Origin of the sequence: Micromonospora sp. WMMC241 (assembly GCF_027460165.1) — a bacterium.
Classification (GTDB): Bacteria; Actinomycetota; Actinomycetes; order Mycobacteriales; family Micromonosporaceae; genus Micromonospora; species Micromonospora humi.
Genome location: NZ_JAPZBF010000001.1, coordinates 2,183,725 through 2,192,424 on the forward strand (window position 1 = coordinate 2,183,725; position 8,700 = coordinate 2,192,424).

General features: G+C 71.5%; 7 protein-coding genes. 1 reads left to right on the top strand and 6 read right to left on the bottom strand.

Annotated elements, in window-relative coordinates:
• Window positions 1-157: 157 nt before the first annotated feature.
• The 3 genes from O7598_RS10300 to O7598_RS10310 all read right to left on the bottom strand — a co-directional run bounded on the left by O7598_RS10300 (window position 158) and on the right by O7598_RS10310 (window position 4,089).
• Window positions 158-949, bottom strand: a complete 792-nt coding sequence (locus O7598_RS10300; RefSeq protein WP_269691088.1) for a hypothetical protein — start codon at window positions 947-949, stop codon at window positions 158-160.
• Window positions 950-1,068: 119 nt separating this feature from the next.
• On the bottom strand, window positions 1,069-1,872 hold the full coding sequence (locus O7598_RS10305; RefSeq protein ID WP_269691089.1) for a DUF1206 domain-containing protein: 804 nt from the start codon (window positions 1,870-1,872) through the stop codon (window positions 1,069-1,071).
• 99 nt (window positions 1,873-1,971) lie between these two features.
• The gene (locus O7598_RS10310; protein WP_269691090.1) at window positions 1,972-4,089 is read right to left on the bottom strand and encodes a cellulase family glycosylhydrolase; all 2,118 of its coding nucleotides are present in this window, start codon (window positions 4,087-4,089) and stop codon (window positions 1,972-1,974) included.
• 356 nt (window positions 4,090-4,445) lie between these two features.
• On the opposite strand from O7598_RS10310, the gene O7598_RS10315 reads away from it, so the two are divergent.
• Complete coding sequence (locus tag O7598_RS10315) at window positions 4,446-5,534, top strand: LacI family DNA-binding transcriptional regulator (RefSeq protein WP_269691091.1); 1,089 nt, start codon at window positions 4,446-4,448, stop codon at window positions 5,532-5,534.
• Here O7598_RS10315 and O7598_RS10320 read toward each other — a convergent pair.
• From O7598_RS10320 to O7598_RS10330, 3 genes are all read right to left on the bottom strand, one after another.
• Window positions 5,494-6,741 carry a PP2C family protein-serine/threonine phosphatase gene (locus O7598_RS10320; RefSeq protein WP_269691092.1) on the bottom strand — a complete coding sequence of 416 codons (1,248 nt, stop codon included), beginning with the start codon at window positions 6,739-6,741 and terminating at the stop codon, window positions 5,494-5,496. The genes O7598_RS10315 and O7598_RS10320 overlap by 41 nt on opposite strands.
• Window positions 6,742-6,873: 132 nt before the next feature.
• The gene (locus tag O7598_RS10325) at window positions 6,874-7,536 is read right to left on the bottom strand and encodes a lysophospholipid acyltransferase family protein (protein WP_269694832.1); all 663 of its coding nucleotides are present in this window, start codon (window positions 7,534-7,536) and stop codon (window positions 6,874-6,876) included.
• Window positions 7,536-8,129, bottom strand: coding sequence for a TetR/AcrR family transcriptional regulator (locus O7598_RS10330; RefSeq protein WP_269691093.1), 594 nt, complete (start codon window positions 8,127-8,129; stop codon window positions 7,536-7,538). The genes O7598_RS10325 and O7598_RS10330 overlap by 1 nt, the downstream gene beginning before the upstream one ends.
• Window positions 8,130-8,700 lie beyond the last annotated feature (571 nt).

The following is an 8,700-nucleotide window of genomic DNA, read 5'->3' on the forward strand; positions in this document are numbered from 1 at the left end:
CGGTCCGTGACGGGCAGCGCGCGGGCGCCGGGCCGACCGGCGGGGGCGTCGAGGGCCAGGACCAGTGCGGCGGCCGCCGGGTAGATCGGGCAGTAGACGACGGCCGGCGTCTCCGTGGCGCCCGCGTCCTCCGCCTCGAAGTCCGCTCGTGCCCGGCTCAGCCCGGCGAGCAGGTCCGAGACCGAGGACTCCCCGGCGGGCGGGGACGCCGGCGTGGCCTCGACGGCCGTCGCGTCCGGACCGGGCCGGTACGAGACGCCGAGGCCGGTCGCGGCGGCGCGCAGGAGATCGGTCGGCAGGGCAGCCTGCAGCAGGGCCAGGCGATCGACGGCCGGCTGGGCGAACGCCGTGTCGACCGGCAGCGCCGGAAGGTCGCTCCGATTGCCGTGGCGCTGATGGAGCCGAAGTTCTTCACGATGAGGGCCTCGACGACCTTGTCGTCGTCGCGCACCTTCTTGAGGTCCTCCTCGCACTTCTTGATCACCGCGAGGTCGGCCTCCAACACCTTGGCCATCAGCGTGGCCGCGTCGGGGACGTCGCCCTTGGCGACCTGCGCCCAGATCCTGCGCTCACCGGCGAGGAAGTCGACCGGCCCCACCGCGGCCATCCGCTCCGTCGCCGACCTGGCGTCGGCCTGGCTGTCCTCCAGGATGTCGACCATGTTCTCCTCGAGGCGCTCCAGCAGCGCCTCGGCCTGCTCGCAGTTGGTCGACCACCGGTCGCGAAGGCCGTCGTAGCCGGATGCCTCGAGCTTGTCGAGCATCTCCTCGAACAGCTTCTCCCGGTCGGTGTCGAACCGCTCGAGCAGATCGATGATCCGATCGAAGATCGACTCCTCCATGCCCGCGGCACGCATCCGCTGCTCGACCAGTTCACGGGCGTCATCGACGTCTTCCACCGGAGCGCCTCCTGCTCTGTGCCCGGCGCCCGACGCGACCGGGCGCCCCACAGCCGCCGACCGGATCGTATGGGCCGCCCGGCCCCTCGCGCCGTCGCGAATCGGCGCGGAGAGCGTCGCGAAGCCGACCCGGTGTCCGATGGCCGCACCTGGTGGGGGAGTGAGCCGGGTCAGACCTTGCGGTAGCGCGCCTCGGTCACCGCGAACAGCCCGTACGCCGCGAAACCGGCCGCGACCACGAGCAGCAGCCCGGTGCCGTAGGTTTCGCCCGCCAGCGTGCGCAGCGCCGCGTCGAGCCCGCGCGCCTTGTCCGGGTCGTACCGCCACGCCGCCACGACGAACAGCACGCCGGCGATTCCGTACGCCAGGCCCTTGGCGACGAATCCCGCCACGCCGAGCCGGCGCACGAGCCGGCGCGTCGCCGCGGCCATGTCGCCGACCCGCAGGTGCTTCTCGAAACGCCCGGTGGATCCGACGAACGCCAGCCATCCGCCGAGCCCGGCCAGGACCAGGCCGGCCACCATGACGGCGACCCGCCCTCCGCTCGACGCGAGCAGACCCTCGGCGGTGTCCTGCTGGGTGTCGGCGCTGGACGACTTCTTGCCGCGCAGCACCTTCACCCCGCTGAACGCGAGGTAGAGGTAGAACGCGGCCCGGCCGGCCGACGCGATCCGCTCGCCGAGCCGGCGCTCCCGGAGCATCTCCAGCACCTGCCAGACCGCCATGGCCACCAGCCCGACGACGATCGCCACGACGAGGACCAGGCCGAACGGCTCGTCGGCGATCTGCTGCATGGCGCCCGACTGGTCGCCGTCGGCGGCCGGCCCGCCCGAGGCCACCCGGACGATCACCCAGGCGAAGAGCAGGTGCAGGATCCCGTACCCGATGAAGCCGGCGCGGGTGAGGCGCTCCAGGCCCGGGTTGTCGGCGGCGCGGGAGACCACGCCGCGGGCCCGCGAGGACAGCGATGACATGCGCCGACAGTCACCCGTCGCGGCTGTGCCGAAACCTGCGGCGCGGTGGTGGACCGAGCGGACGCCGCGGCCAGGGACGGCCGCGACGTCCGTGCTTCGTCAGGCCGGGGCCCCGGTGATCGAGGTGCCGGCCCGGGTGATGCGGTACGTGATCTTCGTGCCGCTCCAGAAGTGGAAGGTGAGGGTGACGGTGCCGTCCTTCACCTCGGCGAAGAACTCCGGTTTCAGGATGACGGTGCCGGCGGCGTAGTCGGGTTGGAAGTGTCCCCAGAACTCCTTGTACGGCGTCCAGTTGGCCGGGCCGGCGGGGCTGCCGTCGGCGTAGGTGGCCTCCATGGTGGCGAGTTGGTCGCCGCGGAACTGGGTGGGGATGGCGAAGCTGCTGGTCGTACCGGTCGCGGCCGACTGGGTGGGCGGTTCGGAGCTGATGACGTCGATCCGCCAGGGCACGCCCTGGGAGAAGCGGGCCTCGATGGTGGAGTTGACGCCGTAGGTCCGGTTGCCGACCAGGCGGGTCAGTGCCGCCGGGGTGAGCGTGAGGGTGGTGCCGGCGACGGTGTAGTCGGTGCCGCTGGTGAGCTGGGTGCCGCCCTGCCAGAGGCCCCGGAACGTCAGGCCGTTGAGGTTGAGCGTGAGCGCCTTGGCGGTGATCGTGCCGGTGCGCGGCACGTACACCTGGTCGGTGGAGGCGGTGCCGGAGCGGGTGGTCCAGCTCGCCTTGAGCATGTCGTACACGCCCTGGTCGCGCCAGCGCAGCTCGGTGCGGTTCAGGAACTGCCCGGCGTCCCACAGCATCGTGGTGAGATTCCGCGTGCGGGCGTGGTAGCCGACCGCTTCGAGGAACTTCAGGAACTCGCCCCGTTCGATGATGCCGGGCCGGGTGTGGTCCCAGGAGAGGAGCGCCCACTCACCGATGATGACGGGAATGCCGCGGGCGACCAGGGTGTCGCGCAGGCGGTCGAACGTGCCGACCAGGTCCTGTTCCACGTTGGTGTCGTAGCGGGTGCCGCCGGCGATGTTCACGCTGAACGGCCACCACCCGTAGAAGTGCACGGTCGCGGCGAGGTTGGGGTCGTGCAGTTGCTCGAACCCGGCGACCAGCGCGTCCAGGCGGACCTGTTCTCCGCTGGTGTGCAGGGTGGGCAGGACCAGCAGGCGGGTGGTGTTGCTACCGCCGGTCGCGCGCACGAGGCGGACGAACTCGGCGTTGAGTTCCCGCGTCGTGGTATCGCCCTGCTCGTCGGTGGTGTCGGCGAACTGCGGCTCGTTGATGCTCTCGAAGACCAGCTTCGGGGAATGGCCCCGGAACGTGGTGGCGATCTGCGTCCACAGGGCCCGGTACCGGTTCGTCACACCGGCCCGGTCGGTGGGATAGGCGTTGAGCCACTGCCAGGAGTCGTGATGCAGGTTGATCATCACATAGAGGTCCTCGGCGAGCGCCCAGTCGACGATCTGGCGCACGCGGTTCAGCCACGCCACGTCGATGGTGTAGTCGGGTGCCGGGCCGTGGTGGTTGCTCCATGTGATCGGGAGCCGGATGCTCCGGTAGCCCTGTGACCGGACGTGCCGCAGCAGCGCCTGGGTGGTGAGCGGGTTGCCCCAGGCGGTCTCGTCCGGGATGGCGTCGAGCGTGTTGCCGAGGTTCCAGCCGGGTTGCATGGCGGCCACCGTGGCCGTCGGGTTGCCGGCCGGGGGTGGGGTGGTGGGTGGTGTCGACGGTGACGACGTGGGCGTCGCCGTGGGGGAGGGCGTCGACGACGGGCTCGTCGTCGGCGACGGCGTGCCGCCGGGGCTGCTGGTGCAGGCGACTCCGTTGAGGGTGAAGCCGGCCGGCGCGGTGTTGGCGCCCGACCACGACCCGTTGAACCCGAACGACACGGTGGCGTTCGTGCCGATGGCGGCGTTGTAGCTGACGTTCGTCGCGGTGACCTGGTTGCCTGACGAGGCAACCGTGGCGTTCCACGCCTGGCTGACCCGCTGCCCGGACGGAAACGTCCACGCCAGCCGCCAGCCGTCGACCGGGTCGCCGAGGTTGGTCACGTCCACCGCGGCGGTGAACCCGCCCGGCCACTGCGACGGCACCGCGTACGCCACGCGGCAGCCGGCGGCGGCCTGGGCGCCCACGGCCACGGTCATCGACGCCACCAGCAGCGCCGCCACGCTGCCGGCGAGCATGCCGAGACGTAGGCGGGCTCTTCGCATGTTCTGCAGACTCATCGCGCTCTCCTGTGGTCGGGCCCGTGCGGGCACCCCGGCGGTCGCGCCGGGGTGACTTTCTCGCGGACGCTGCCCTCTGCCTCCGCCGGTTGCTGCACGGCTCCCACAGCAATGAAAACTTTCCCGTCTCGAATGGAAAGTTTCGAAGCCGGACGCTACGCCTGCTTTCGACGTGCGTCAATGTAATGCCGGTTGACCGAGGACTCGCCCTCGGCATCACGCTGGACGGCGGCCGAGACGGTACCGAAATGATCGATGACCGATGGGAAAGTTTCTCAGCCGGGAGCGACCATGGGCGTCGATGCGGATATCCTGACGGCGCGGACCGCCCGGGACCGGCGTGGGAAGGAGTCAGGTTGTCACACGCCGAGTCGGACGAGGCTCTCGCCGAGCGGAGCGACCCGGCCGGCGCCCCGGGCCGCCCGGTAACGATCTCCTACATCGCGGAGACCGCCGGAGTGTCGATCCCGACCGTCTCGAAGGTCATCAACGGCCGCTCCGGCGTGGCCTCGGAGACGCGGGCCCGCGTCGAGGCGCTCATCAACCGGTTCGGCTACCGCAGGCCCTCGTCGTCCACCCGCAGCAACCTGGTGGAACTCGTCTTCGACCAGCTGGAACACATGTGGGGCGTCGAGGTAATCCGCGGCGTGGAGCAGGCCGCCCGGGACAACCGGGTGGGCGTCGTGCTGACCGAGTTCGGTCCGGAACGCAGCGCGGTCCGTTACTGGATCGATGACACGCTCGCCCGCCGTCCGGACTGCGTCATCTCGGTGGCGCAGTTGACGGGCGAGCAGCGCGACCAGTTGCGCGCCCGGGGCATCCCCTTCGTGGTCTTCGACCCCACCGGCGAGCTGCCCGACGGGGTTCCCTTCGTCGGGGCGACCAACTGGGCGGGCGGCCGGTCCGCCACCCGCCACCTGATCCGGTTGGGGCACCGCCGGATCGCAATGATCGTCGGCCGGGATCGGATCCTGTGCTGCCGCGCGCGACTCGACGGCTACCGCTCCGCGATGGAGGCGGCCGAGCTGCCGGTCGGTGCCGACCTGGTGGAGCGGGCCGACCTGACCGCCGAGGGTGGCCGGGCCGCCGCGGTGCGCCTGCTCGGGCGCGCCGACCGCCCGACCGCGATCTTCGCCAGCAACGACCTGCAGGCGGTCGGGGTCTACCACGCCGCGCGTGAACTCGGGCTGCGGATCCCGGCCGAGCTGAGCGTGGTGGGCTTCGACGACCTGCCCATCGCGGCGCTGATCGACCCGCCACTGACCACCGTCCACCAGCCGCTGGCCCAGATGGCGGTGGCCGCGACCGAGCTGGCGCTCGCTCTCGGGCGTGGCGACCGGACGCCGGGTACCGGCATCGAACTGGCCACCACGCTCACGCTGCGCCGCAGCACCGCCGCGCCGGTCACGGCTCCGTCAGCAACGGGTGACGCGCCGCCGCGCTGATCGCCTCCAGGTCCGAGCGGTCGGGCGCGGGGCTGCGCCACTCGGCGAGCAGCACCGTCGCGTCGTCCTGCAGGCAGTCGTCCTGGTGCGCGAGGATGGCGTGCACCAGCCGGCGGGCGGTCTCGGGCAGGGGAAGCCGGTCGGCGAAGGCCCGGGTGGTGAAATCCACCAGCCGGTCCATCCCGAAGGCCTCGCCGTCGCGGGTGCGCGCCTCGATGATGCCGTCGGTGTAGAGCAGCACGTGGTCGCCGGGTTCGAGGGACTCCTCGACGACCACCGGGGGGCGCCGGTCGCCGAGGGTGACCGGCAGGGCGGTCGGGGTGGGCAGGACCTTGGCGACCCTGCCGTCGCGCAGCACGATCCCGCTCGGGTGGCCCGCCGAGATGACCCGCAGGACACCGCTGCGCTGGTCGAGCTCGGCCAGCACCGCGGTGATCATCCCGTAGCGGTCGTGGGCCCGGACCGTGGCGTCGATGTGGTGGTAGGTGTCGGTCAGGTCGAGGCCGGTGCGGCGGGCGTTGCGGTAGGCGGCCAGCGCGATGGAGACCAGCACCACCGCGCGCATCCCGCCGCTGGAGCCGTGCCCGGCGGCGTCGAACAGCGCCAGGTGCGCGATGTCGCCGTTGACCGCGTAGTCGAAGGCGTCACCGCCGACGTCGTAGCACGGTTCGAGAATGCCGCTGATGATCAGGTGCCCGGTGGAGAAGGTCAGCGGCGGCAGCTGCGCCCGCAGCATCTCCGCCGCCAGCTGCATGGGCTGCCGCCGGCGGATCAGCTCGATCTTGTCGCTGTAGAGGCTGCGCGTGGTGATCAGCTCGGCGAGCAGCGTCGCGACCGCGCCGCAGTCGTCCAGACCGTCGTCGTCGAGCGCGGAGTCCGCGACGACCTCCAGGACACCCATGCGTTCGTTGCCGTCGACCACCGGCACCCAGACCCGTACGCCGTCGTCGTCGCCGCTGCCGACGCAGGTCGACGCCGTGCTGAAGGCCCGCCCGGCGAGGGTCCCGTCGACGTCGATCGGTTCGCGGGCCGGGGCGCTGCCACCGAGCAGCGGCAGCAGCAGCCGCTGCTGGTGATCCACCAGGTAGATCACCAGGACCCGGGCGTCCAGCAGGGGCGCGGCCCGCATCGCCATCTCCGGAAGATCGTCCGGGCGGGCGTGGTGCGACTGCTGCAGCAACTGCCGCAGCGACTCCAGGCTGCTCACGCGCGTCCTCTCCGGCGTCGCCCCCGATGGTGGGGTGGCTCAGTCATTAGACAGGACGGCACCGACAGGCCGGCAGGTGGTCAGGGGCAGAACGCGCCGACGACCCCGGCGGCCACCCGGGCCCGGCTCCGGTCAGCTCGGGGAGTGCGGGTCGTTGTACCGGTCGGCGACCTCCTGGCCGGACAGCTTCTGGATGGCCGTCATGATCTCGTCGGTGACCGCCCGCCGGGCCTGTCCGCCGCTGCCGGCGGGCTGCGGGGTGAAGTGCAGTGGCGTGCCGAACCGCACGGTGATCCGCCCCGGCCGGGGCAGTCGGGCGCCGACGGGCTGGATGCGGTCGGTGCCGAGCAGGGCGACCGGGACCACCGGCGCGCCGGAGGCGAGCGCGAGCCAGGCGACCCCGGTACGGCCGCGGTAGAGCCGCCCGTCGCGGGACCGGCTGCCCTCCGGGTGGATGCCGAACGCGCGCCCGGCGGCGAGCACGTCGAGCGCCACCCGCAGCGACGCCTGGGCCGACCGGTGACCGCCGCGCTCCACCGCGATGGCGTCGATCCCGGTGAGGCAGGTGCGGGTCAGCCACCCCTTGACGCCCGGTTGCCGGAAGTATTCGTCCTTGGCCAGGAAGGCGACCGGGCGGGGCGCCACCAGCGGGATCACCACGCTGTCGAGGAACGAGAGGTGGTTGGCGGCGAGGATCACCGGGCCGTGCCGCGGGACGTTGTCCCGCCCCTCGACCACCGGCCGGAAGGCGAGCCGGCTCAGCGGCGCCAGCACCAGTCGGGTGCCCGTCTGCATCAGCACGTGATCCTCCGATCGAGGTGGGCCGCCAGCGCGGCGCGCAGCAGCGGTTCGACGTCGTCCTGGCGCACCATGGTCTGGAGGCTGCCCCACTGCCAGAGCGCGGCGATGCCGTGCAGGTTGGCCCAGAGCGCGCCGGCCACGACCCGTGCGGTGGACGTGCCGGCCAGGTCGGGTCGGGCCCGGGAGACCAGGTCGACGAGGACGCCGAAGAGTTGGTCGCTGGCGTCGCGCAGCCCGATGCCGTTGCCCCGCAGCAGGTCGTGCCGGAACATCAGCGCGAACATGCCGTGGTGGGTGCGTGCGAAGCGCAGGTAGAGGCGGCCGAGGGCGAGCAACTGGTGGTGCGGCTCCGGGTCGGCGTGGTCGATGGTCTCCGCGACCTCGCGCGCGAGCTGTTGGTAGCCCTCGCGCGCGATGGCCGCCAGCAGGGCGAGGTGGGTCGGGAAGTGACGACGTGGCGCGCCGTGCGACACACCGGCGCGGCGGGCGATTTCCCGCAGCGTCAGGGCGTCGGGACCCTCGCGCTCCAGCAGTTCGACGCCGGCGCGCACCAGACGGGAGCGGAGACTGCTGTCCGGCTGCGGCATAGACAGTGTCTAACACCCGGCCGTAGACACTGTCCACGGTGGCTCGTCGAGGTTCGGCGCGGGGGCGCGAGCGGTGCCCGACACGCCGAACACGAAGAAATTTTCTGGCGACCGTAGGGCCTCGGGCGCCCCCTCCACGGGCGCGCCGGGCGCCGTCCCGGACCCCGCCGCTCAACTGCTACAACGTTGGAAGATCGGCTCCGGATAGGCGCGCGTCATTGACGGTGCGTCACTCTGAATGCTCCCTTGATCATCAACCTTTAGGCGCCGGAGCGTTTGCGAACCGGCTGTCGACCGTTGCAGAATGAGTCGGTCCGCAGATGTCGGGGGATCCACTGCGGTCGACGAACTTAATGATCGTAAAGGTCTTGGGGGAGTGCGTGATGATCTCTGGGTTGTGGCCGTAACGGGATAGAACCCGACAGTGGAACGCGGTATGGCGCCTGGCCAGGCCCTTCGTAGCTGACTTGGTTGAGTGGAATGAGCCGCCCGTGCGGCCGTTCCGGCCCGCCATGCATTCCGCCTGAAACAAAACGGACGTAGTCGGCATTTGTGCTGCTCGCCTGAATGG

Excerpts from the sequence above, each read along its gene's own strand:
- O7598_RS10330 (WP_269691093.1), bottom strand. The coding sequence starts at position 8,129 with ATGCCGCAGCCGGACAGCAGTCTCCGCTCCCGTCTGGTGCGCGCCGGC.
- O7598_RS10310 (WP_269691090.1), bottom strand. The coding sequence starts at position 4,089 with ATGAGTCTGCAGAACATGCGAAGAGCCCGCCTACGTCTCGGCATGCTC.
- O7598_RS10325 (WP_269694832.1), bottom strand. The coding sequence starts at position 7,536 with ATGCAGACGGGCACCCGACTGGTGCTGGCGCCGCTGAGCCGGCTCGCC.
- O7598_RS10305 (WP_269691089.1), bottom strand. The coding sequence starts at position 1,872 with ATGTCATCGCTGTCCTCGCGGGCCCGCGGCGTGGTCTCCCGCGCCGCC.